Raw genomic sequence first — 22892 nt, 5'->3', positions numbered from 1 at the left:
CCCTAGAATCCAAGTTCATCAAGGTTTTCTGCGATTTCAACATAAGATTCTCCTGCTGTCTGGAGGTAGTTTTCCCACAGTTCTCGGGCCCAAACCTCAACCCGGGTCCCTACTCCGACGATAACGATTTCCTTTTCGATACGGGCATACTCCCTCAGCGGTACCGGCAAGACCGTTCTTCCCTGTTTGTCCACCTCGCACTCCGCAGCTCCGGAAAAGAAAAAGCGAACAAAAGCCCTCACATCCTTACGGGTGAACGGCAGACTTCTCAGCTTCTGCTCTAACGTCCTCCATTCTGGCCACGGATATAGAAACAAGCAGTTGTCCAACCCTTTGGTCGCAACAAAAGTGTCACCTAAGCCTTCTCTGAACTTGGCCGGTACGGTCATGCGACCTTTTGTATCTAAGAAATGTTGATATTCGCCCAAGAACATTTGTTCTGCCCCATCTCGTTTGATTACAGGGAATGTGCTCCACTTTACTCCACTTTACTCCACTTATTCTAACACAAGCAAGCGACTCCTGCATTGTGAAAAGTAGCACATATTTTCTTAAAGCCCTCCCTCCCCCTAAGATCCCTGTCCAGACCGGGTTTTTGGCAGCTGCGCTTAGTTTCCTAGGACTATTTTGCTAATTTATCCATGACCATTTTTCTGCTCAGTAATCGCGTGACCTTGCAAACAAATTTGTTGCGTGTTCAATCCTCCAATAGATATAATTTTCATTAGAATTGTAGTAGGTAGGAAGTATCAAACCTTAAGTCCAAGTTATCACTTAAAAACGAAATACTGCCTGAGGAACGGTAGGACGGTAGTTACGGCGCTTGTCGGCGTGGTCTCTCCAGCGACGACGCGTTGTCAGCGGTTTAACCTGCACTCCAACCGGAGTGTTTTTTGTTTGTACTCCTCCTTTTCCTCGGGCTGAAGGAGGTGTGAAACCTGCTATCAGGCTACTGTTCTTTAGTCGGTCTATACCAATAACAACCCGTAATACGGTAGGAAGGAAGGAGTAAAACGATGCATGTACAGAATTTGGCTTTTCAGCCCCAAAAACAGAGAATCGAAATCAGCACCATCGGTGGCCCCTTCGATTGCCTGACCTCGGTTCTCGAAGAATTTGTACCAGGCGAAAGGAGTTTTATAAACTTTCCAGAAAGTTTCGGCGTGGCGCCGCGTGTGGTTTCAGAAGCAGTGGAAAGAGAAGTAGAAGTTAAGGTCCCGGCCCGCCTTCACATATCGGTCCTAGATATGAATCGGTTTAACCCTTACCGACCAGGAGGAGGCGGAATAGGCCTGGCTTTGGGTATATACTTTCAAGCCAGAGTACGAACAACTGTCGTTCCTGAAATCACAGTAAAAGGTGAACGCCCTCTCATCGTCAAGCACTTTGCTCATGTTTTCAAAGAAATCCTCAAGTACCCCGGGGGTTTCGATATCGAACTGTTTGATCACAAGCGACGTCACGTAGGGCTGGGGTCATCTTCCGGCACCATGTGTGCAGCCTGCATCGCTATCAACGAAGCCCTGGGGAGGCCTTTCAACAACCGGGAGTTGCGGCGAGTAATGGTATACAATGCTTGCGAAGAAAGCCCTACCGGCAATGATTACTTGATTCGCAACTTCGAGACCGGCATTGGAGCAATGGTGGGAGTCCACGGAGGCATGGCTATCGGTTCCGATGATGCTGAATTGATTTACCGTATTCCGCTACCTAATACGAAAGCTATCATCATCATACCCGATGTGCCTAGTTTGAAAGACGAATATACAGGTAAAGACACAGCTGCCGAAGCCGAAGTCGGTCTCTTGCTTAGGAGAGCCCGCTACCTCGATGCTCGCCAGTGCAACACGAAAGCGCACCTGATCCTGTTGGATCTCTTACCCGCCATGGTAAAAGGCGACCTCAAAGCTATTGGAGATGCTATACTTGACTTGACTTTCATCGGCTCAAAGCGGGCTGAGTGCGAGCAACACGGGCTGTATGGGGCACACATCTTTCATTATATCGGTCTTTTTCGCGAGATGGGGGCCGAAGTTGCCGGGATGAGTTCGGTCGGACCTACCACTTTTGCCCTGACTCAGCAACCGCTAGTATATAACAGAATCATGAAATACCTGCGCGATCACGGTTTTCCTAATACTCGAATTATAGAAACCGAAGTCGATAATTTAGGGGCTAGAATAATCGAGAATTCACAAGAGAGGAATTACCAAAATGAAGGGTGGCTGCAAGGTTAAAATATGTGGGATAACGTCAGTCGGTGATAGGAACACAGTAGCGGACCTCGGTGCGGATTTCTTCGGAGTTATTTTCGATGTTTCTTTTTCTCCGCGTTCTCAGACACTGGATTCGGCGATAAATCTCCTAACCGACCCTCCTATCCCGGGAATAGTTCTGGTCTATGATCCAGATTGGAAAGACCTTAACCGGTTACTGCAGGGCTGCCGGCCCTACGGAATCCAATTCTTAAGTCCGGCACCCCAGGCCCGGCTAGCCTCACTGAAAAAAGACTTTCCCGAGCTAGCCTTATGGCAGTCCTTGCATTTGCCGGAAGCTCATGGGGCTCATCATGAGGTTCAAATATCTGCTCGATTCGGCCTGGCTTCTCTGCTGGCAAAAATCAACGAATTACGGTCTCAAGGCATCGACCTCGTGGTGCTGGATACGGTTGCGGTCATTGCAGGCCGGACCAGGTATGGTGGAACTGGCCGGGTATCTGACTGGTCCTTAGTCCGGAATTTGGTGACTCAGGCCCCGCTTCCGATTTACCTGGCTGGCGGCATAAACCCCGGCAACGTCCGAGAAGCCCTTAGCACCGTTAATCCAGCCGGTATAGATCTATGCTCCGGAGTTGAGTCTTCCATCGGCTACAAGGATCCGTTGAAGGTACGCGATCTCTTGATTCAAGTTCGCCAGTGGGAAGAAGCCGAATTGCATAAAGCTTGAGAAAGGACGGGTTCTTGAATGAAAGCTTTCCTCGTTTATGGAATCAATGATTTTCGAGTAGAGGAAGTTCCCTCACCTGTGCCGGAACCTGGCGACATCGTGGTTAAAGTTCGGGCTTCCGGAATCTGTGCGACCGATGTCAAGACTTTGCTGGGCCAAGGCCTGCCCCAGAACTTGCCCACAATTCTGGGGCATGAGGTAGCCGGGGAAGTCATCGCCCTCGGAGAAGAAGTCTCAGGTATTGACCTGGGCGATAGGGTAACCATCTATCCCATCGCCGTTTGCGGCCAGTGTGATTTTTGCCGTCAAAACAGGCATAACCTTTGCCGCTACGAATTCGGTTTAGCCCACGGCATAGACGGGGGATTTGCCGAATTAGTACGAATTCCCCGCCAGATCGTACAGGCTGGGGGCGTAGTACAGATACCCGCAGACCTAACATTTGAGGCTGCCGCTATGGCCGAACCGCTATCCTGCGGGCTGGCTGCCCTGAAAACTAACCGGGTCAAGCCCGAAGATACAGTAGTCATCTGTGGAGCAGGTCCCATGGGTCTTATTCACCTCTTGCTGGCTAAATGGGTAGGAGCCAGGGTTATCATCATCGAGCCCTTAGCTCACCGAAGAAATCTGGCTTCGATGCTTGGTGCAGACTATGTGCTGGATCCGGGTGATCAGGACCCTGTTGAAGGAGTAAAAAGAATTACAGCTGGGGATGGTGCCAACGTGGTAGTTACCTCGCTGGGCAACCCACAAGCTATTCAATCAGCTTTGCCCATGGTGAGCAAAGGCGGAATATTCAATATTTTTGGGGGACCTCCAGCAGGCTACGCTATACAGGTGGATCCGCGTTGGGTACACTACCATGAGGTCACTATCACCGGTAGCTTCGCATCGACCCCTCAGGATTTTCGCCAAGCAGTTGATCTCATCGCCAGCGGAGCGATAGCTGCGGATTCCCTCATAACCCACAGGTTTACCTTGGATTCTATGACAGATGCCATAGAAAAAGCCAAGAGTCTCGAAATGATTAAAGGCATGCTTTTGCTGTAGAGCTTCATGTCGAACTCGTTGGTGAAAATTAAAGGAGGAACAATCATGAACGGATTAGACTATAGGATGAGGCGCATCCTCAACCCCGGTACTGGGCGCAGCCTGGTAATAGCCATTGATCACGGGTACGCCTTGGGACCGATTGCCGGGATTGTTGATGTTGGGAAAACCATCAGAGAACTCGATGCTACCGGTAAGGTCGATGCCTGGTTGCTGACCGGAGGCGTTTTCCGTTACGCTTTCGATCCTACCGGTAACCCCGGCGTTATACTTCGCATCTCCGGCGGTGCAACCATCGCAGGTCCAGACATCACCCGTGAAGGAGTGGTTTCATCGGTAAACGAAGGTTTGGCGCTGGCCGCAGATGCCGTGGCGGTCTCTGCTTTCATCGGTTCTCAATACGAGCACGAAACCCTTTTAGGTTTAGCAAGAACAGCAGAGGAATGCCACCGCTGGAACATGCCCCTTTTGGGAGTCATCGGCCTGGGCAAAGAAGTGGGAGAAAAGAAACATGATGCTCAGTTTATAGCCCTGGGAGCCAGGGTTGCCGCTGAGCACGGAGCCGACATGGTTAAAACCTATTACACGGAAAAGGACTTTGAAAAGGTAGTCTCTGGCTGCCCGGTTCCGGTGTTGATCGCCGGTGGTCCGAAATGCGACACCGATATCGACACCTTGGAAATGATATACGGTGCCCTGCAAGGAGGAGCTCGCGGCATCGTAATGGGCCGAAACATATGGCAAAGCCCGCACCCTGCTCAGTTGCTCGATGCAGCCTGGCATTTGATTCACGCAGACTTCACGGTAAAAGAAGCGGCCCAGCTCTTGTCCGATTCCATCAACTCTTAAGAAAACCTTTCCCGAAGCATGCTCCATCCGCTTGGAGCACGCTTCGGGTCTAAACTAGTGCTGATACTGTTCCCGATCACCGATCGGGCCAAGGTCTCAAATTATAAAGCCGTGTCACAGAAAAATCAGTCAGTTCTTCGCTAATCCTGAGGGACAACAAAAATAGGATTAGAGTATATCCAAGGGCGGAAACGTCCCCGCAGTTCATGCCAAACTTCCACACGGTAGACACCGGACATGTCTACCTTAAAAGAGTGGTAGCGTCCGTAACTCCGCCAGCAAACAGCCCCATCCCTAATAACATCGACTCTAGCCGGGAAAGCCGTCCGGGCATAAAGACTTAATTCTGGCTTGCAAGCAATCGACTGTCCCATCAAAGCCGTCTGGTGCCGGTCTTGAGCCCAAAATAAAAAACCGCGCGATGGCAGAAAAAAATCGTAAGCTATAAAACAACTCCCTTTCACTAAGCAGTCGTAAACTACCATCGCATCCGTTTCCAATTTTCCCACCAATGGCCGGTGACTGAGAATATGGGTGTTGACGCTGCGAAAGGCCAAATAATAATCGTCAATGCCCAGTTTGACCGGTCCCAACTTCAGGTTAACCCCGTGACAGTCGGACCCGCCGATGGCCACCACCATGCCTTGCCGTAACAGTTCGTCCCAGCGGGAAAGCACTTCCTGATAAGGACCAACCAAAGCTGCGTGGGGGTTCACCACTGTCAAATACGCGGCTTTCCCGACGCTTTGCAACCCATCCCGCCACTGACTCAAACGGTTCCATATCTCGATCCCCGTAAAGCCATTTGCGTCCCACTGAGTCCAGGGATAAGTAAGCCCTTTTTCGTAAAAAGGCGACCCCTTTTCTACAGGGTGAGCGATAAACCCGATTCCCCCTTTATTCCGTACCTCATCAATAATCGCCTGAGGATCCTTATCATTGGACGGCACGGGTTCAGAAACATTCAGAACTAAGTAATGGTTGCACCTGTAATTAAGCTCCATACCGACCAGTACCAAGACACCCTTATGATACCCTTCCTCTTCCTTGGCCCGAAGGGTGTTATGGTCGGTGATAACGATGAAATCGAGTCCCGCTCGCGCCGCAGCCTCAACCACCCTGTCAACGGAACCGGATCCGTCGGAATACTCAGTATGCAAGTGAATGTTTCCTACATACTCATACACGGTTATCTCTCCGTCACAATAAAACCGAACTGCCATACAAACGGGCCACAGATGGCCTTAAGAGCGAAACTGCATTACTAATAGAAACAAACCTTCTCGTTCTTCGGTGGATGACACGCCAGTATGGTATGATAGGCATCTGTTGCCCCCACGAGCGAAATCCTGTCTCATCTCAGCAATGCCTCTGTTGTCTGGTTGGTCTGGAACTCAATAATGCAAGAGTCAGCCCAGTACGGGAAAATATATCTCTGTTTTCCAAGCGGAAGGCGTCTCTTGCGAGCCTGGGCCAACAATATAGACTTCCCGGGGAGGACCTATGATCCGGTAGCCCTCTTCCTGTGCATAGTGCAATAGCCTCTCGTATCCCGCCTTTATCGTATCGTAGGCACCTTCATGAGTTATAACCAGATATTTGCCTGCTGGCAAGATTCGGCAACGAATATCTCCTTCGTTGGGAAAAGGGTTGGTTACAGGAACACAGACTTCAATATCGGCTCTTTCAGGATTGAATTCTTTATCGTAATAGATAGCCATGGGTTTTCCGGCCCCTATGCCCTTTTCTTTCACAAAGCGAACCAACCGGTTAATGACCTCCGACAGTTCATGTATAGGCATATCCTGCCTTATGCTTGCCACTCTAAGCTCTTCCAACCGGCGTACTTCACCCGTTCCCGCCAAAACCGATTCCCCCTTTCTCATAACTGTGGACCCACACAAAGACACCTAGCGTACCCCCGCCAGAACGCAAGAGTTCGACTGTTGCTTGATAAGTGTATCTCATCATCTATAAAGAATATATCTCGCTTGCCCCCAAGAACTTAATACCTTTGTCCTTAAAAAACGATGTGGTTTTTTCGACATCTTCAACTTTAAAGATAACCAGGGCATTGCGGGCAGTGGTACCGATAAACGCGTACAGGTACTCGATGTTGATGTCGGCCTCGGCCATGACCTCTAGTATCTCAGCCAATCCTCCAGGCCGATCCGGTACGCTTACGGCCACCACATCGGTTTGGCTCACGGTGAATCCCGCCTCTTTCAGTATACGATAAGCCTTATCCGGATCGTTGACTATGAGTCTCAATACCCCAAAATCCGAAGTGTCGGCTATCGACAAAGCCCGTATGTTGATACCCGCGTCACCCAGTACCCGGGTCACGCTGGCCAATCTCCCTGCTTTGTTCTCCAAGAAAACCGAAATCTGTTTGACCATAACCGATCCCCCCTCCTACAGGTTCCGCTTGTCAAGTACCCGCTTAGCCTTGCCTTCAAACCTCTCCAGAGACTTGGGCTCGACCAGACGCACCTTGACCAAAATACCAAGCGCGCTTTCTAATTCCTTTTGTATCGTTCGGCCTAATTCCTCCAGTTTTCTTACTTGGTCAGAGAAAAACCGCTCGGAAACTTCTACCCATACCTCTAACTCGTCTAAAGTTCCCACCCGATCCACTACCAGGAGGTAATGCGGCTCGACCCCTGCTATACTCAAAAGAACACTTTCGACCATGGATGGGAACACATTGACTCCCCTTACAATTATCATATCATCTGAGCGCCCCAAAACCTTCTTCATCCTCACATGAGTCCTGCCGCACGGACAGGGATCATAGGTCAGAGCTGTCAGGTCTCGCGTCCGGTACCTGATAATGGGAAAAGCTTCCTTGGTGATAGTGGTTAACACCAGTTCTCCTTCGTTCCCGGGTGAAAGAACCTCTCCAGTTCCAGGATCTATAATCTCCGGTATGAAGTGATCTTCAAAGATGTGCAGTCCATTTTTGCACGAGCATTCAATACCTACTCCGGGACCAATAACCTCACTCAAACCGTATATATCGTAGGCATCAATCTCCAGCTTATTTTCGATGTCCTTTCTCATGTTTTCGCTCCAAGGCTCGGCTCCGAAAATCCCGGCTTTCAACTTGAGATTCTTGGGCGACACGCCCATTTCGGTCATGACATCGTACATATATAAAGCGTAAGAAGGAGTACAAGTTAGAACAGTGGTCCCGAAATCTTGCATCAGCATTATCTGGCGCTTAGTGTTGCCGCCCGAACTGGGAATAACCGAAGCCCCGATCAATTCCGCCCCATAATGGATCCCCAATCCTCCCGTGAAAAGACCGTATCCGTAGGCATTTTGAATTATAGAATGACGGGTCGCTCCGGCACATGTCAAAGCCCGGGCCATAAGCTCCGACCAAGTATAAAGGTCTTTACGGGTGTACCCCACTACCGTAGGTTTTCCAGTTGTACCCGACGACGAGTGAATACGAACCACTTCCGACATCGGCACCGCAAACAACCCAAATGGATAATTGTCCCGCAAGTCTTGCTTAGTAGTAAAAGGGAGGTATTTCAAGTCATCTAGTTTCTGGATGTCGTACGGCTTAATACCTGCTGCATCCATCTTTTCTCGATAGCTAGGTACGAAGGCATAGACTCTGAAGACAGTCTCCTTGAGACGCCTCAGCTTCAATTCCTCAAGTTGGTTTCGAGGCATGCATTCCATTTCTTGATTCCAGTACATTAAACAACCCTCCTCGCAATAACCTGTTTTACCAAAGGATTTTCCATCTAGTTTTCTTCTTACCCGCCCACTGAAGGGAGCACCAGTACAACCTCTTGTCCATCCTGCAAAACATCAGACTGTTTATACCTGCGGCCGTCTACCACTGCTACCAAGTGCAAGTCATCCGGCAATCCCAGGCCGGCAACCAGCTGACCGACCGTTGCCCCCGCCGGCAGGTTTATATCCCCGCTATCTGGCACCACCTTTTTCTTCAACTCGCCTATCACCTTATATGTCACCTGCACAGATACCACCTTCGGTCTGCAAGATATCCTTAACGACCTCGGCCGCCATCATTAACCCGGCAACCGACGGAACCAGTACCATACTGCCCACTTCTCTTGTAACTACCTGGTCTAAACAAGGCTTCTCTAGCGAATACACCACTTTGATGCCAGATTCTATTCCTACCGCCCGGAGCCCGCGACGGACCCTCCTCGCCAACGGGCATAAGCTGGTTTCTTTGATATCCGCTACCCTTAGCAAAGTCGGGTCAAGCCTCCAACCGGTCCCCATACACGATATAATCCGGATCCTCTTTTGATAACAAGTCTTTAGCAACAATATTTTATCCTGAACCGAATCGATGGCATCCACCACGTAGTCATACTGTTCCAGGTTTATGGCATGGCTAGTTTCTTCCGTATACCGTACCGGAAAAACCTGGACGTAGATTGTCGGGTTCAGATCGTGAATACGCTCCTTCATAACCTCCACTTTTAACCGTCCAAGGGTCGAGTGCAAAGCCACCAACTGTCGGTTGAGATTGGAAGCAACCACCGTATCTTTGTCAATCAAAGTTAGATTCCCGATCCCGCAACGGGCTAAAGCTTCAGCGGCAAAGGAACCGACTCCCCCGAGTCCAATTACGGCCACACTTGCCCCTGCAAGTGTTCTTATTCCATCCTCTCCTATCAGCATCCTGGTTCGCGCCAGACTGTCTTCCATACTCTTTTTTCTACCTCCAGCAAAACAAAAAGCCCCACCGAGTCGTGTGTAACCGGTTATTTTGAACCTGCGTCCCACGCAGGTGGGTGCCCTCCTGGATGCTTTATGCTTCCCTCCCATCGAGGGCCTGCAAGCCACACCCAGAGTCCAGGCTCCCTATATTTTGGTGTTGGGCCAAAATTAACCGGTTTATCACGAACACAGCAGGGTCTAAAAGTTTTTCAACGTTACTGTTCTGTTTTCATGTACATCATATCACAGCCAGCGGTGCTTTTCAAGAAATCTACTGTCGCTAAGCTTTTACTCTGCTGTCTTTTGTTTGCTCCTCACCCTGATCCCCAGCTCTTTCAACTGCCGCTCCGAAACCTCGGAAGGTGCCCCGGTCATGGGACAAACCGCGCTCTGAGTTTTGGGGAACGCTATCACGTCTCGGATGCTTTCTCGGCCTGACAGCAACATAAGCAGGCGGTCTACACCGAAAGCGATTCCTCCGTGAGGAGGAGTGCCGTATTCAAAGGCTTCTAGCAGAAAGCCGAACTTCTGTTTTGCTTCATCCTGGCTCATTCCTAGCAGGGAAAACATTCTCTCCTGTAACTCCCTTTGGTGAATGCGGATACTGCCGCCGCCCACCTCGGTCCCGTTCAAGACCAGGTCATAGGCACGTGACCTAACCCGCAAGGGCTCCTGTTCCAACCGGGGAATATCCTCAATCCGAGGAGCAGTAAAAGGATGGTGGACGGCCACATACCTCTTTTCTTCATCGTCGTACTCAAGCAGCGGAAAGTCGGTAATCCAGACAAAACTAAGATCTTCTTCTCGAGCAAGCTTGAGTTTTTTGCCCAGTTCTAGACGTAAATTTCCCAGCACCCGGCAAACGACCTCTTCCTGGTCAGCCCCGAACAAAATCAGGTCCCCCGGTTCTGCCTTTAAAGCCGCCAACATCTTTTCCATGATTTCTTCGCTTATAAACTTGGTTATCGGGGACTTGAGTCCATCCGTCGTGACGTTTATCCAGGCCAGCCCTTTAGCCCCCAGCTTAAGAGCAAGCGCAGTAAGGTCATCTATTTCCTTACGAGAAAAGGAACCGCAAGTCTTGGCGTTTAAAGCCCTGACTACCCCACCTGAGGCAATGGCAGTACTAAAGACCTTGAAATCTACGCCCCGAACAATCTCAGTTACGTCAGTTATTTCCAGGCCGAAACGCAAATCCGGTTTGTCGGTACCGTACCTGGTCATAGCTTCCTGGTAAGTCAAGCGTAGAAAAGGAGTATCGACGCGCCTTCCCATGACCTCCTCGATTACTTCTGAGAGCATCGATTCTACCAGTTCAAAAATGTCCTCTTCTTCCACGAAGGATGTTTCGATGTCCAGCTGGGTAAATTCAGGCTGGCGGTCAGCCCGCAAGTCCTCGTCTCGAAAACACCTGGCTACCTGAAAGTATTTTTCCATACCTGCTACCATCAATATCTGCTTGAACAACTGCGGAGATTGCGGCAAAGCAAAGAATTCCCCAGGATGTACCCGGCTCGGCACCAAATAATCTCTAGCCCCCTCGGGCGTGCTTTTAGTAAGAATCGGAGTCTCAATTTCTAGGAAGCCTCTCTTGTCGAGGAAATCCCGCATGGCCTTTATAACCCGGTGCCGAAACACCAAGTTGTTTTTCATTTCAGGCCGGCGCAGGTCTAAATACCGGTATCGCAGCCGCAGGTGTTCATCCACTTCGATGCCGTCTTCGATGTAAAACGGCGGTGTCTTAGCCCGGCTAAATATCTCGGCCTTATCGACATAGACCTCGACCGTCCCCGTTTCGAGATTAAGGTTCTCCGTGCCTTCGGGCCTCATCCTCACAACACCCTCGGCGCCAATCACGTGTTCGGAACGCATCTCTTCTGCCAAGCGAAACGCTTTCTCGTCCACGTCGGGGCTAAAAACCAACTGTACTATCCCGGAACGGTCCCGCAAATCAACGAAAATCAAGCCCCCGTGATCCCGTCGCGTGTCGATCCATCCGTTCAGAACCACCCTTTGCCCCACCAGAAGCGGCGCGATTTCCCTGGCACTGTGGGTTCTTTTCAACACCTTTGTTTCCTCCCTGCTATTTAACGAGTATTTTCCTGACTTCGTCGATCAAGTCTGCTTGCCCTATTTCATACTGCTCTTTTGTTTGCATGCGGCGTATGGTATACGTCCCTCTGGTGGCTTCGTCCTCTCCGATAAGCACCACGACCGGGACCTGCAGACGGTCAGCTTGCCTCATCTGGGCCTTTAAACTCCGCCCCATATAGTCCCGATCAGCCTTAAGCCCGGCTCTTCGCAGTTCTCTCAAAGCTTGGTCAGCTGAAGCTTCGTACTCACGCCCGGTCACGGCTATATAAACCTCTATGTCCGGTGAAAACACAGGTAATGCGCCGGCTTCCTCTACGCCCGATAACAACCGTTCCAGACCAATGGCAAAACCTATACCGGGAACGTCCGGCCCTCCAACCTCCCTCACCAGGTGGTTATACCTGCCTCCTCCGCCAATCGCGTTCTGAGCACCTATTCCCGGCACCAGCAGCTCGAAAGCGGTGTTGGTGTAATAATCCAATCCCCTCACCAACCGGTCGTCAACAGTGTACGATACCTCGTATCGGTCTAAACTCTGAGTTACGGCTGTAAAGTGCTGGCGACAATCATTACACCAGTAGTCAGCAACCCTGGGAAGACCGGTAACTGCCTCGCGGCAACCCTGGTTCTTGCAGTCTAACACCCGCAGAGGGTTAAGCTCAATCCGCTTACGGCAATCTTGACACAACTCTTTTTTAATAGGTTGCAAAAAACTGACCAAAGCCTGACGATATGAAGGACGACAGGTTTCACACCCAACCGAATTGAGACGCAGATCGTATTGCGGCAGGCCAGCCTTAAAAACCATATCCACCATCATGACTATAAGCTCGGCATCTACAAACGGATTGTTGCTACCAAAAACCTCAGCCCCGAATTGGTGAAACTGTCTGTAGCGCCCAGCTTGCGGCCGGTCATAACGGAACATTGGCCCTAGGTAATACCACTTGACAGGTTGGGGCTGGTTATATATCTGATGCTGAATAAATGCCCGAGCACAAGAAGCCGTGCCCTCCGGCCGGAGAGTCAAGCTCCTGCGCGCTTTATCGGCAAAAGTGTACATCTCTTTTTGCACTATGTCTGTGGTTTCGCCAACTCCCCGCTGGAAGAGCTCCGTATGCTCAAAAACCGGAGTCCTGATCTCCCGAAACCCGTATAACTCAGCGGTTTCGCGCAAAAGTCCCTCCAACCACTGCCATTTCCTGGACTCATCAGGTAAAATGTCGTAGGTGCCTCGCGGCCCGGTAATGCTCATCTTTGCCACCACCGAAGGGAAAAATCCCCTAAAAATCTAAAACCTATTCTAGGTCAAGGCCCCTAGCTTGTCAACTTTGTTGCGGATCAAGCGTGACAAAGACTCTACGTAACTTAACGGGTTCTTGGGGCTATATAAGGAGGTCAAGGTCCAACTGCCGGGATTCACGAATTTACTAGCAGTACCGGCGCCTAATCCCAGAATAGTCTGCCTCTCCTCAATCATCAGGATGTTGTACAGGCAATAGCAGCCCGGTAAAGAATAGCCCAGGTTCTCCATGTTGGCAGCCATATAACGCTGGCGGTAAAGGTAGTAGGGTTCGTAGCCGGTGCCGGTAAGACGGTTCCGAAACATTTCGATCCCTCTCTCGACTTGCTCGATTTGCTCCCTGGCACCTACCCCGCGCTCGGTTTCAGCCAAGACTGAGCCTCGTTTCACCGCCAGAACATGAACAGTCACGTTTTCCGGCTTTAGTTGCAGAATCCGATCTGCTGTGTTCGTGTACTCTTTCATCCCTTCACCCGGAAGCCCAACTATTAGATCCATATTTATTTGTCTAAGACCCTCGTGCCGTGCTAGTTCGAAAGCACGTACCACCTCTTCTACCGAATGGCTTCTCCCAATGGCCCTCAGTGTCGCGTCGTTCATAGTTTGCGGATTAATAGAGATTCGAGTCACTCCAGCTTCTCGTAACAGTCTCAACTTTTCTGCAGTCAAGGTGTCGGGACGGCCGGCCTCTACTGTGATCTCCCTGGTGGCGGCCGAAACAAAATAACGGTTAAGCCATTCCAGCAACACTTCAAGGTCGTTACAGGCCAGTACTGTAGGAGTTCCCCCACCCACATAGATGGACTGGACCTTAAATCCCAAATCCTTGGTTACCTGACCGAACACCTCCACCTCCCGGCCTAATGCCTCCATAAACGGTGTTACCTGGCGAGAATAGTCGGTCACCGTTGCACCTAGAAACGAACAGTAATGACAGCGGCTCGGGCAGAACGGGATCCCAACGTAGACGCTGAGATAGCGGGAAGCAGCATCGTTATCCATGAGGTAGGGCCTTTCTCGCAACGCAATCTCAGTCAACAACTTCGCTTTGTCCCGTCTGATGGCATATTGATTTTCTAGCCTAGTTTCTACCTGTTCTGTCGGGAGGTCTTCATCCAGCCAGCGCTGAACAAGCTTGGTCGGGCGCACTCCGGTGAGGATACCATAGGGATTGCCTTCCTTTCCCGTATGCCGGGCCAGAAGCCGGTACGTTATGAGCCGTATTTGACGCCGGACTTCCTTCTCTACGTCTTCACTGTTTTTCTCGTCGCCGGCCTCAAGCATTATTCTCTCCCGGATGGTGCCATTCCTGTCCTCTACTGTAAGGGCGACTTCCACCTTTCCCTTTGACTGGCTGCGAACGATTCTCATCCGCCCTTCAGCCTGTCCCGAGTCCTCAACTTCAATTTTCCACCCAGGGTAGTACAATCTCACCACATCGTGGAGCCAGGCTGTCATGGTTGGAGGATCAGTTTGTAGCAACAGTTTCATCTAGTGTTTCCCCCATTGCCAGAATGTGTTCTGATTGTACCTGATTCACACTAAAACATTAAGATATTTACCCCTACCTCGTACTTTCCTGAGTGGCCTAACTCTTCTCCCCTATTGCGGCTCTCGTGGCTTGATATGGACAAAGCGGGTAACATTGGAATCACTGTCCTGAATCCCCTTGGCTATGACGTGCATACCGTAGATATCAGCTGCTAATGCCGACCCTACGGCCGCGGAGTTTTCACCTGCGTGCCGGGCCATCTGGATTGCCAATTCGGTGTTGGCAACCGCTACCAGCGTTACCCATGGCAGGTGTTCGCGTAAAAACCGCCGGCACTGGGCAAACACCTGGGCCTGGCTGAAGACCAGATTAACCCGGTCAATGGCTAAGGGTTTGGTCGAAAGCAAACAGTGTTGTATTGTGAGGCAAATCTCACCAGCCACGACTACTGGAAACTCTCTGAGCCCAGCTTCGGTTTCGGGGATTCGCCCGGCGATCGAGTTTTCAACCGGGACCATGCCCCCACTAACACCGCTTTGCACGACAGACTCGAAGACTTCTGGGATAGACTTTAAGCCTAGCAGATCTACACCATCTCCCCAGTAACAGCGGGCCGCTTCCACGGTAAATGTACAGCGGGAACCCAGTACGGCATAAACAGGTTTCATTTCACGACACCCGCCTTTGCCGAATGGAGGTTAACGCTCTTATGTCTTGCATCAACTGCGCGAACTGGCCTGGGGTTAAAGACTGCTCTCCGTCAGATAAGGCCTTGGACGGATCAATATGGACCTCGATCATCAAACCGTCAGCACCGGCAGCAACCGCAGCTCTCGCCATGGGACCGACAAGATCGGCTTTACCAGTAGCGTGGCTTGGATCAACGATTACAGGAAGATGGGTAAGAGTCTTAACCAAGGCCACAGCGGAGAGGTCCAGCGTGTTCCGCGTCCAGGGTTCATAAGTCCTTATTCCCCTTTCACACAGTATGACCTGGTCATTGCCCCCGGATACCACGTACTCGGCTGCCATCAGCCACTCTTCAATGGTCGCAGACAGACCCCTCTTCAGTATAACCGGTTTTTCAACCTTTCCCAGTCTTTTCAGTAACCCGTAGTTATGCATGTTACGGGCTCCGATTTGCAATACATCGGCATAAGCGGCAACCTCTTCTATGTCAGCTGTATCCATTACCTCGGTTACGACCGGCATTCCCAAAGCCTGACCCACTGAAGCCAAGATTCTCAGTCCCGTTTTACCTAAGCCCTGGAAACTGTAAGGCGAGGTTCTGGGCTTGTAAGCCCCGCCCCGCAGAATATGGGCCCCCGCTTTCTTGACCTGTACTGCAGTCGCCCATAAGGTTTCTTCGTCCTCCACCGCGCAGGGGCCGGCGATAACTGTCACATCATGGCCTCCTACAACGCAGTCTTTAACGCGGACTAGGGGATGACGCGTTTCAGAATTTTTCATGACTTTGAGTTCACCGCATGTGCGTTGACTCTTGCTCTCCATAATAATCCTCCTTCACAAGTAAGTGGTAAACCATTCGGTTTCAAAACTCCAAAAATCAAAGTCAACCTCCATCTTTCATCACCTCCTTCGAACCTTTCGTAAGAAATATAAAAACCTCTCGTCCTCGAAAGGGACGAGAGGTTTTCTTTCCTCCCGCGGTACCACCCTACTTGGCCTGGATCAAGCCCGCTCGCCAGGATACGGGATGATGTAGCCCCGGTTACCCTTGCAATCAAAAAAGCCTTCCGCCCATGGGACGGAAAGCTTACTTTCCGCGGTACCACCCAAATTGAACTCGGTCCGCTCTTTGCAGGATACGGGATCTGCCATCCGATATCCCCTTCCTTTTAACGGTGGAAGTCTCCGCCTCGACCTACTTGCCGCTTGGCGGTTTCAGCCGGGAGTTCAGAAGGGAACTTCACTCCCTTTCCTCCTAGAGATGCTTCCAGTCACGGCATCTCCTCCCTGTAGGATTCCGTGGAGCTACTTTCCTTCATCATCACTTTTCCGGTATTAGATTACTTTGAATGAATCATACCATGCAAAGCATCCTCTTGTAAAGAACTTCGTGAAAGATTTGAAACAATATCACAAAAACGGGTTGTGCTTGCGTTCAAATCCTACCGTCGTGGCCGGTCCGTGCCCCGGATAAACCTTCACGTGGTCCTCGTAACACATTATCTTGTTGTTTATGGACTCGATCAAAGTCTTGAAAGACCCCCCGGGGAAGTCGGTCCTGCCAATCGAGCCAGCGAACAACGTGTCTCCAGCAAAAATGATGTCACCGGTTTTAAGGCAGACGCCGCCCCGAGTATGTCCTGGAGTGTGGATGACTTCAAGTTCTATCGTGTTTCCGATCTTAATTATGTCACCGTCCTTTATAAACCTATCGGCTGGAGGACTGGTTATGTTTCTGCCCATAAACATTGAAAAATTGGAAACCGGATTAGTCAGCATACCCGCATCTTCTTCATGAATCAGGATTTCTGCCCCGGTAGCTTCTTTGACCTGACGGTTAGCCCCAATATGATCAATATGCCCATGGGTATTGATTATATATTTTATTTTCAGTTTAAGGCTTTCAATAACCTGTACAATCGAAGGGCCATTCCCCCCTGGGTCTATGACAGCCCCCTCCCGAGTCTCTTCACAGCCAATAATGTAACAGTTTGCTCCGATCGAACCTACTTCTAGCCACTTCAGAATCAACCCAATCCCTCCTCAGAATACTCTTTCGCTGTCAAGTAATATGGTACAGGGGCCATCATTGTGAATCTCAACCATCATATGTTCACCGAATTCACCGGTTGATACCTCGACCCCTCTGTTCTTGACCTCAGATACAAAAGCGTCTATTAGTGGAATTGCTCGGACGGGATCAGCGGCCTCGCTAAAACTCGGCCTCCTTCCTTTGCGCGCGTCACCTAAGAGCGTAAACTGAGACACCACCAGCACGGACCCGCCTATATCCAGCAAAGACCTGTTCATCTTACCCGCATCATCCTCGAACACTCGCAGGTTGCAGACCTTGTCCGCCAAATACCTGGCATCTGCTTCGCTATCTTCCTTTTTGACCCCGAGCAGCACCACAAGTCCGTGACCGATGCGCCCCACTTCTCTGTCTTCTACCAGAACCCTTCCTTTGACCACTCTCTGTACTACGGCCCGCACATCAATCACTCTCCCGTGTCTCAGGCGAGTCTTGGCCGAATCCTTTGTTGCTTGGTGCGTAATATTTCTCGCACCGAATTGAATATCTACGAATGAACAACTCTCTTAACCTCCATAACATCTTTAACCTTGGCAATCCGTTGCATTATCGCATAGAGATGACTCGGGTCTTTTATCTCCAATTTCAAGTTTATGGTCGCCATTTTACTCTTTCGGTCCGCTCGCGAAAACACTGAGTTAATTGGTATCTTAGCTTCTGCTACCACGGCCATGACATCCATGGTAAGACGCGAGCGGTCGAAAGCGGTTATTTCGATTTCTACGGTATAAATAGCCTGGTTGCTGGAGTCCCATTCTACTTCGACCAGTCTTTCTGCCTCTTTATGGTCGCGCAGATGAGCGTGGATGTTAGGACAATCCACCCGATGAACAGACACCCCTTTCCCCCGAGTAATGTAACCTATGATCTCATCCCCCGGCAGCGGGTTACAACAGTGAGCAAGTCTTGCCTCCACGTTCCTGATGCCTTTGATACTGACCCCGACTCCCGTTTCCACCTTGCCCACAGTTTTGGGCTTCTTCAAGCTACGAGCAAGAAGATCATCCAACTGCTTCTGCTTGAAAAATTCCTCCTTCATTTTGCCGATGATCTGATTGGCCGTCAGGGCTCCATCGCCCAGAGCAGCGAACAAATCTTCTACTTTGTTGAGACTGAACTTCTGCCCTATCTTCTGCAGGCGTTCTTCTTTTAAGAACTCTTTAGGATCTAGGTTGTTTTTCTGGAGTTCGCTCTCTAACAGGTCTCGGCCTCTTATAATATTCTCTTCTCGCTTCTCCTTTTTGAACCACTGCTTAATCCTGCTCTTGGCCTGAGAAGTCTTCACAAAATTCAGCCAGTCCCGACTCGGACCAGTTGACTGTTTCGAAGTTATTATCTGTACGATATCACCGTTGTTTAGCTGGTGATCAAGAGGCACAATACGGCCGTTAACCTTAGCTCCTACACATCGGTGCCCGACTTCAGTGTGTACCCGGTAAGCAAAATCTACAGGGCAGGACCCTCGAGGAAGTTCTACAACATCGCCCTTGGGCGTGAAGACGAACACCGTGTCTGCAAACAAGTCTATGCGCAGAGATTCCATAAACTCGCGGGTATCCTTGACCTCTTGTTGCCATTCCAACATCTGCCTCAACCAAGCCAGCTTTTCGTCGAGGTCGCTGGTTTTGGTTTTCCCTTCTTTGTACCTCCAGTGCGCTGCTATCCCGTACTCAGCCGTCCGGTGCATCTCCCAGGTCCTTATCTGCACTTCGAACGGTTCGCCCCCACGCCCGATCAGGGTGGTGTGCAAGGATTGATACATGTTAGGTTTGGGCATAGCGATGTAGTCTTTGAATCTCCCCGGCAGTGGTTTCCACAAGGTATGGATTATCCCAAGAACCCCGTAGCAGTCACGGACCGTATCCACCAGCACCCGAATGGCGATCTTGTCGTAGATCTCATCCAGGTCCTTTCCTTGTTTGAGCATCTTGGTATAAATGCTGTAAAGGTTTTTAGGACGCCCGGCAATATCAGCTTCTATTCCTATCTTCTGCAACTCTGCCCTTATTCGCGCTATCAGCTCGTGTACGTATTCCTCTCTCTCTTTGCGTTTTGCTTTTAGCCGCCGGGCTAGCTCATAATAGGTATCAGGTTCCAAGTATAGAAAAGATAAATCCTCCAACTCCCATTTGAAACGGAATATACCCAATCTGTGAGCCAAAGGAACAAATATTTCCAAAGTCTCTTCAGCGATCTCTACCTGTTTTCGCTCAGGTTGATAAACTAGGGTTCTCATGTTGTGCAAGCGGTCAGCCAGCTTTATAATAAGCACTCGAATATCCTTGGCCATCGCCAGGAACATCTTGCGCAGGTTCTCGGCCTGGGCCTCTTCTTTAGACATAAACTCCAGCTTGCCCAGCTTGGTAACCCCATCTACGAGCAGAGCCACCTCTTCCCCAAACTGAAGCTTGACTTCTTCCAGGGTGACCTCTGTATCTTCAACCACATCATGCAAAAGAGCAGCTATCAAAGTAGCTGCATCCAATTCCAATTCGGCGAGGATTATGGCAACCGCCAAAGGATGGCACACATAGGGCTCCCCAGAAATCCTGGTCTGGCCAGCATGGGCCTTCTCTGCGAAAGCATACGCCCTTTCGATTTCGGTTATATCCTCCGGTGAATGGTATTTCTCGATTCTGTTGATAAGCTGGGCAAGTTCCATCAAATCACCACCCGCGCCCTTCGACACACCTCGCACCATCGGAGAAAACTCTTTCGGGTCGCGTACCCCTCGAGAAAGTATAAGGATTCGGTAATATTCGCTTTACCACTTCCGTCGTCCATGAAAACTATTTGAACCCTCCCATTATTCATAATGGTGCGGCATACGTCCAACTCACGGAGAATTTGCAGAACCGCCTTCAACTCCGTTGTTTCTAGCTTCCTTCCCATGTACTCGTTCAGTTCTAACATCATTTTCTGATCAATGGCTACCTCGGTCCTATCCAGTTCTTTGACATACCCCAGAAAAGAATTAACTGAATCTGGACCAGGGAAAATCCGTTCCAAATAACGCCGGTTTGAAGCCAAATCCTCTTCCGTAAAGCAGAAAAACAACCCTTCTTCCGGACGACTGGCCTGACTCATAAAACCCAGCGCTTCGCTCAGCCCAAAGGGAGAATCGGCAAACAACACCTCTTTTACTTCCGACAAAAACGGTAACGCCAATCCAAACTTACCGTCGGAAACCAGACCATTTCCTAACCCCTGACGAAACCTATCCCTAGCCTGCCAACGCTTCTCTATATCATCTATTCCCGCTTCTGATATCAAACCCACCCGTTCACCACAAAGACGGTGAACCGTAACCGCACGGTTGGCATAAATGAACGCCCTTTTTAACCTTTTTGCCGGTTCTACCACCTGCACCGCATGGTCGAAATCACGAGAATCAGGCAAACAGATCGTCACTTCGAGGTGATTCCGTCCAAAATTTGCTAAGTCAGTGGCTTGCCCCTCCGGCATGACAAAGCACAGTAATTGCAACCGCTCAGGAAGAACATAGTTTTCTATATAGTATTTAAAAAGTACCTCGGTTGTCAAAAACAAGCGGTTCTCGCCCGCTAACAGCATCCGTATTACGTTATTTCTCATCTCCCGGGACTGTCTCCCACTAAGTATAGCTAAAGCTCGACGTGACAAGAAACTTTGCATAGATAAAAGATGCCTGTCCAAACACCGCAAAGTGGGGTAAACCAACACTACCGGTCTACCGCATCTGAGTTCATTTTCAACCTTTTGTCCCAGCGATAGCAGAACAGGTGGCGGCGGTGACACTCCTACGGCAGGGGCCCGGGCCTGTGAATCATCGGCTGCCCAACTAGGCTTCATATCCCTGACCTTAAGTACAAGCCTCGTATCTCCATTATAAACATCAAGCTCCGGTTGGAATACAAGGTCAACCAAAAAACTCGAATAATCCACCTCTTTTTCAATTTTGGCGTTGAAAGCGATGGCCTCTATTTTCCTTTTGCCATTGTCGACCCAAAACTTCGCGTGTTCCGAGTTCTTTCCCACCCACATCAGATCGGATAAGTGGGACCGGCGCAAAAGCAAGTTGGGTACTGGGTTTCCCTCTCCAAAAGGTTCTAACATCGCCAGTTCATTTAAGAGTTGACAGTCTATGTCATCTAGGGCTACTTCACAATCAATCTCCAACCTCTGCACTAACCCTGCACTCCCGGTCATCGAAGCCGCTACTCTATTGATTTCTTCACGAAATTCGTGGAAACGAGCCCTTTCCAAAATTAATCCAGCCGCATAGCGGTGCCCCCCGAACCGGTTCAAAATATGAGAGCACTGACACAGAGCCTGATAAAGATCAAAGCCATCAACACTCCGTCCCGATCCTTTCCCGTAGTCCTCGTCCCAGGAGATCAATATGGTAGGACGTCCGAACTGTTCTGTCAGCCGCGAAGCTACAATCCCTATTACTCCTTGATGCCAGCCATCTCCGGCCACTACAAGTACCCTCTGCGCTTCAATATCTGCGCTGTCTGCTACTTCTTTAGTGGCCTGCTGTAGTATTTGGGCTTCAACCTCCTGTCGTTGACGGTTTTGTTGAATCAGAAACCTGGCGAGATCCAGCCCTTTCCCGGGGTCTTGAGTAAGAAGTAATTCTACTGCAACATCTGCATCTCCTATCCTGCCAGCAGCATTAAGCCTCGGCGCCACCACATACCCAATGTGCCAGGCCTTAAGACTCTTACCGTTCAACCCGCTCTCATCCAAAAGAGCCCTGAGTCCGGGTCGTTCCGTTTTTGCGACGAACTCCAATCCAGCCTTAACCAGCAACCTGTTTTCACCCAGCAGAGCGACTATGTCGGCAACGGTAGCCAAGCAAACCAGGTCCAGCCACTTAGTCTTATCGTACTCGGGCGCAGCTATATCAGCCCAAGCAGTGACTAGCTTAAACACGACTCCAGCCCCGGCCAGTTCCTGTAGGCCCGGTTCTTGAACAAGCTTGGGATTAACTATGGCCACAGCTGGCGGCAATTGCTCCGGCGGCTGATGATGGTCGGTAACCACTACATCAAGTCCCAAACCAGCGGCTAATTCGATTTCCCGGCAGGAAGAAATCCCGCAATCAACGGTTACCAGTAGTTGGTATTGCTTTTGCACGGCTTCCTTAACCGCTTCCTCATTGAGACCGTAACCCTCGGAGAAACGATTCGGGATGTAATAGCTGTTTTCCACTCCCAGATAATCTAGGAACTCTTTCAGCATCACCACACTGCAGATTCCGTCAACATCGTAATCACCGTAAATGAGTACCTTTTCGCGGTATTGGCGTGCCTTTTCCAACCGATTTACCGCAGCGGCTAAATCGGGCAACAAAAACGGATCACATAAATCGTCCAAACCACCATCAATAAACAGGCGCGCTTCTTCACGCGTTCTAATCCCACGCAAGTAAAGCAAACGCGCCAAAACCTCAGATATCCCCAAACTTTCTTGTATTTCCCTTATCACTCGGTTTTCTGCCGTTTTCACTGTCCAAATCGGAAACTTTCTCATGACTTACCTCGCTCAGTCCCAAGCCTGTCCCCAGGGTAGTACTAATTGAAATTCTACTATGTTTACAGGTGGCCCGCCATGCAGAAATTAGAAACCCGGGATATACCCGGGTTGGCACAAACAACCATATCAAATTGCAAAGT

At 50.1% G+C, this 22892-nt stretch carries 20 protein-coding genes, 1 other RNA gene and 1 other annotated feature; of the genes, 4 read left to right on the top strand and 17 right to left on the bottom strand.

Annotated features, from left to right (window positions below; all coding sequences use genetic code 11):
• Positions 1 to 2: 2 nt before the first annotated feature.
• Positions 3 to 434, bottom strand: a complete 432-nt coding sequence (gene mraZ, locus SLIP_RS03875) for a division/cell wall cluster transcriptional repressor MraZ (RefSeq protein ID WP_013174968.1) — start codon at positions 432 to 434, stop codon at positions 3 to 5.
• 582 nt (positions 435 to 1016) lie between these two features.
• Between mraZ and SLIP_RS03870 the strand changes: the two genes are divergently transcribed.
• From SLIP_RS03870 to SLIP_RS03855, 4 genes are read left to right on the top strand one after another with little or no spacing between them, the layout of a single operon-like run.
• On the top strand, positions 1017 to 2237 hold the full coding sequence (locus SLIP_RS03870) for a GHMP family kinase ATP-binding protein (RefSeq protein ID WP_013174967.1): 1221 nt from the start codon (positions 1017 to 1019) through the stop codon (positions 2235 to 2237).
• Positions 2215 to 2946, top strand: coding sequence for a phosphoribosylanthranilate isomerase (locus SLIP_RS03865; RefSeq protein ID WP_013174966.1), 732 nt, complete (start codon positions 2215 to 2217; stop codon positions 2944 to 2946). Before SLIP_RS03870 ends, SLIP_RS03865 begins: the two co-directional genes overlap by 23 nt.
• Positions 2947 to 2964: 18 nt before the next feature.
• Positions 2965 to 3996, top strand: coding sequence for a zinc-dependent dehydrogenase (locus SLIP_RS03860; protein ID WP_013174965.1), 1032 nt, complete (start codon positions 2965 to 2967; stop codon positions 3994 to 3996).
• A gap of 45 nt (positions 3997 to 4041) precedes the next feature.
• Positions 4042 to 4845: a class I fructose-bisphosphate aldolase gene (locus tag SLIP_RS03855; RefSeq protein WP_013174964.1), complete on the top strand. Its 804-nt coding sequence runs from the start codon at positions 4042 to 4044 to the stop codon at positions 4843 to 4845.
• A 140-nt stretch (positions 4846 to 4985) separates the two neighbouring features.
• Here SLIP_RS03855 and SLIP_RS03850 read toward each other — a convergent pair whose 3' ends face one another.
• The 16 genes from SLIP_RS03850 to recJ form a co-directional block, all read right to left on the bottom strand.
• Entirely contained in the window at positions 4986 to 6032 is a 1047-nt protein-coding gene (locus SLIP_RS03850; RefSeq protein ID WP_013174963.1) for a CehA/McbA family metallohydrolase, read from the bottom strand.
• A 222-nt stretch (positions 6033 to 6254) separates the two neighbouring features.
• The gene (locus tag SLIP_RS03845; protein ID WP_013174962.1) at positions 6255 to 6710 is read right to left on the bottom strand and encodes a GyrI-like domain-containing protein; all 456 of its coding nucleotides are present in this window, start codon (positions 6708 to 6710) and stop codon (positions 6255 to 6257) included.
• A 106-nt stretch (positions 6711 to 6816) separates the two neighbouring features.
• Complete coding sequence (locus tag SLIP_RS03840) at positions 6817 to 7245, bottom strand: ACT domain-containing protein (protein WP_013174961.1); 429 nt, start codon at positions 7243 to 7245, stop codon at positions 6817 to 6819.
• Between the two features lie 15 nt (positions 7246 to 7260).
• On the bottom strand, positions 7261 to 8559 hold the full coding sequence (locus SLIP_RS03835; protein ID WP_013174960.1) for a phenylacetate--CoA ligase family protein: 1299 nt from the start codon (positions 8557 to 8559) through the stop codon (positions 7261 to 7263).
• Between the two features lie 59 nt (positions 8560 to 8618).
• Positions 8619 to 8840, bottom strand: a complete 222-nt coding sequence (locus tag SLIP_RS03830) for a MoaD/ThiS family protein (RefSeq protein WP_148216509.1) — start codon at positions 8838 to 8840, stop codon at positions 8619 to 8621.
• Positions 8830 to 9549 carry a tRNA threonylcarbamoyladenosine dehydratase gene (locus SLIP_RS03825; RefSeq protein WP_013174958.1) on the bottom strand — a complete coding sequence of 240 codons (720 nt, stop codon included), beginning with the start codon at positions 9547 to 9549 and terminating at the stop codon, positions 8830 to 8832. Before SLIP_RS03825 ends, SLIP_RS03830 begins: the two co-directional genes overlap by 11 nt.
• A gap of 27 nt (positions 9550 to 9576) precedes the next feature.
• A non-coding RNA gene (gene ssrS / locus SLIP_RS12320) (6S RNA) lies at positions 9577 to 9762 on the bottom strand.
• An 87-nt stretch (positions 9763 to 9849) separates the two neighbouring features.
• A complete protein-coding gene (gene aspS / locus SLIP_RS03820) occupies positions 9850 to 11628 on the bottom strand; it encodes an aspartate--tRNA ligase (protein WP_013174957.1) in 1779 nt (592 codons plus the stop codon).
• Positions 11629 to 11644: 16 nt separating this feature from the next.
• Positions 11645 to 12910: a histidine--tRNA ligase gene (hisS, locus tag SLIP_RS03815; RefSeq protein ID WP_013174956.1), complete on the bottom strand. Its 1266-nt coding sequence runs from the start codon at positions 12908 to 12910 to the stop codon at positions 11645 to 11647.
• 48 nt (positions 12911 to 12958) lie between these two features.
• Positions 12959 to 14449: a coproporphyrinogen dehydrogenase HemZ gene (gene hemZ, locus SLIP_RS03810; protein WP_013174955.1), complete on the bottom strand. Its 1491-nt coding sequence runs from the start codon at positions 14447 to 14449 to the stop codon at positions 12959 to 12961.
• A 111-nt stretch (positions 14450 to 14560) separates the two neighbouring features.
• Positions 14561 to 15118, bottom strand: coding sequence for a prephenate dehydratase domain-containing protein (locus SLIP_RS03805; RefSeq protein WP_013174954.1), 558 nt, complete (start codon positions 15116 to 15118; stop codon positions 14561 to 14563).
• A gap of 1 nt (position 15119) precedes the next feature.
• The gene (gene aroF, locus SLIP_RS03800) at positions 15120 to 15962 is read right to left on the bottom strand and encodes a 3-deoxy-7-phosphoheptulonate synthase (RefSeq protein WP_013174953.1); all 843 of its coding nucleotides are present in this window, start codon (positions 15960 to 15962) and stop codon (positions 15120 to 15122) included.
• A gap of 249 nt (positions 15963 to 16211) precedes the next feature.
• Positions 16212 to 16471 (bottom strand) — a binding site (T-box leader).
• A gap of 79 nt (positions 16472 to 16550) precedes the next feature.
• Positions 16551 to 17171, bottom strand: a complete 621-nt coding sequence (locus SLIP_RS03795; protein WP_013174952.1) for an MBL fold metallo-hydrolase — start codon at positions 17169 to 17171, stop codon at positions 16551 to 16553.
• A 12-nt stretch (positions 17172 to 17183) separates the two neighbouring features.
• Positions 17184 to 17633 carry a D-aminoacyl-tRNA deacylase gene (gene dtd, locus SLIP_RS03790; RefSeq protein WP_013174951.1) on the bottom strand — a complete coding sequence of 150 codons (450 nt, stop codon included), beginning with the start codon at positions 17631 to 17633 and terminating at the stop codon, positions 17184 to 17186.
• An 86-nt stretch (positions 17634 to 17719) separates the two neighbouring features.
• Entirely contained in the window at positions 17720 to 19894 is a 2175-nt protein-coding gene (locus tag SLIP_RS03785; RefSeq protein WP_013174950.1) for a RelA/SpoT family protein, read from the bottom strand.
• Positions 19894 to 22749 carry a single-stranded-DNA-specific exonuclease RecJ gene (gene recJ, locus SLIP_RS11975; protein WP_013174949.1) on the bottom strand — a complete coding sequence of 952 codons (2856 nt, stop codon included), beginning with the start codon at positions 22747 to 22749 and terminating at the stop codon, positions 19894 to 19896. Before recJ ends, SLIP_RS03785 begins: the two co-directional genes overlap by 1 nt.
• Positions 22750 to 22892: the final 143 nt, after the last annotated feature.

This window comes from Syntrophothermus lipocalidus DSM 12680, assembly GCF_000092405.1.
Lineage (GTDB): Bacteria > Bacillota > Syntrophomonadia > Syntrophomonadales > Syntrophothermaceae > Syntrophothermus > Syntrophothermus lipocalidus.
Note: the sequence above shows the minus strand (reverse complement) of the source record. Positions and strands in the feature narration are given on the sequence as shown.